The sequence below is a fragment of the Mycobacterium sp. genome (genome assembly GCF_008709575.1).
In the GTDB taxonomy this organism is placed as follows: Bacteria; Actinomycetota; Actinomycetes; order Mycobacteriales; family Mycobacteriaceae; genus Mycobacterium.
The window spans coordinates 1-1229 of record NZ_VYIK01000171.1; the positions used below are offsets into that span (position 1 = coordinate 1).

The 1229-nt window shown below is 62.2% G+C and carries 4 protein-coding genes and 1 pseudogene; 3 read left to right on the forward strand and 2 right to left on the reverse strand.

The annotated features are described in order from the left end of the window. On the forward strand, positions 1-187 hold a 187-nt coding region (locus F6Q13_RS17615), incomplete at its 5' end, for a hypothetical protein (protein ID WP_293059295.1). On the opposite strand, the gene F6Q13_RS17620 is transcribed toward F6Q13_RS17615, so the two are convergent. After that, on the reverse strand, positions 164-586 hold the full coding sequence (locus F6Q13_RS17620; RefSeq protein WP_293059298.1) for a PIN domain-containing protein: 423 nt from the start codon (positions 584-586) through the stop codon (positions 164-166). The two genes, F6Q13_RS17615 and F6Q13_RS17620, sit on opposite strands and share 24 nt — an antisense overlap. After that, on the reverse strand, positions 577-804 hold the full coding sequence (locus tag F6Q13_RS17625; RefSeq protein WP_293059300.1) for a hypothetical protein: 228 nt from the start codon (positions 802-804) through the stop codon (positions 577-579). The genes F6Q13_RS17620 and F6Q13_RS17625 overlap by 10 nt, the downstream gene beginning before the upstream one ends. A 38-nt stretch (positions 805-842) precedes the next feature. Here F6Q13_RS17625 and F6Q13_RS17630 point away from each other — a divergent pair, with 38 nt between their 5' ends. Both F6Q13_RS17630 and F6Q13_RS17635 read left to right on the forward strand, forming a co-directional pair. Beyond that, complete coding sequence (locus F6Q13_RS17630) at positions 843-995, forward strand: hypothetical protein (protein WP_293059303.1); 153 nt, start codon at positions 843-845, stop codon at positions 993-995. Positions 996-1121: 126 nt separating this feature from the next. Next, positions 1122-1229: pseudogene (locus F6Q13_RS17635) on the forward strand (VOC family protein); the annotation flags it as partial.

Consider the following 1229-nt stretch of genomic DNA (forward strand, 5'->3'; position numbering starts at 1 on the left):
ACGAGGTACTGAGACGCATCGTCGGCCAGTGATTGCAAACAGAAACCTGGCCACCGCCTTCCGGGCGATCCTCAAAAGGTCGGCAACCAGTGCCCACGAGGCCATCGGCAAGTCCCGGGTCGCCGGCGCTTTGGCCGGCATGACCGGCTACGAGGTTGTGTTGTTAAGCCTTATTGTTAAGCCTTAGCCATTCGACGGGCTGTCCCGAAACCTGCGCGATTAAATCGAAGTCCTTGTCTACAGCCAGGACTGTGAGTGCTGCGATTTCGGCAGCAGCGGCCACGAGAAGATCGGAGATCGACGGTGCACGGTGCTGGCCGCGATCGGCCAGCACCAGTTGCAATTCGACAGCGCGATCTTCTGCGGCGGGCGTTAAATACTCCACCGGCATCAGCGACAGTGGCGGCGATGCGACCTCACGACGCGCCTGGACCGCGGTGCGAAATGAATAGCCGATCTCAAGGCGGGTGACGGTACTCATTCGCACCAGACCGCGCTCGATGCGCTCGATCCAGAGTTCAGCATCGGCCGAGTCCGGTATTCGGGTGTAGGCCGACTTGTCGATCAGCCACGTGGTCACCGCCACGCGCTGTCCATCACCTCGGGGTTGTTGAGATCCGCAGCTGCGGCGGCCGCGCGACGCATGTCCTCAAGTGTGAGCTTGCCCTGGGGTTGCCCCTCTGATCGCTCCGTCTCGAACCGCCGCCGCAAATACTCCTGCCGGGACAGTCCTCTCGCCGCGGCGGACGCGTCGATGTGCGCCACTGCGGCATCGGACAACCCCCTGATCAAGATATCAGCCATACCCGCCAACCTCCTGATATCTATGTTATCAACAGCGCGTGGAATTGTTCACCCAGCCCGCTTGGGGGATCGGCGCCGCGCAGTGGCTGAGAGTGCAGCTGCGGTTTGCCGTGAATGCGGAGCAGAACGGCATCGTCATCGCTATGCGCACGCCCGCGATTCTGGCATCATGGCTGACGTCGCCGAAGTAACCATCACCTGCGCGAGCGTGCGCGAAATCACAGGAATTACGGCGTGTCGGCGCGTCAACACGCACACTCGCGCCATGAGGCCACGAGACCGCCACGAGGCCGCGACCAGAAAAGGAGCGCAGCACCATGGCGATTGCGTTTAACCACACCATCGTCGCCGCACGCGACAAACGGGAGTCCGCCCAATTTCTGAGCGAACTGTTCGGCCTGCCGGCTCCGACACCGTTCGGCCAC

Excerpts from the sequence above, each read along its gene's own strand:
- F6Q13_RS17625 (WP_293059300.1), bottom strand. The coding sequence starts at position 804 with ATGGCTGATATCTTGATCAGGGGGTTGTCCGATGCCGCAGTGGCGCAC.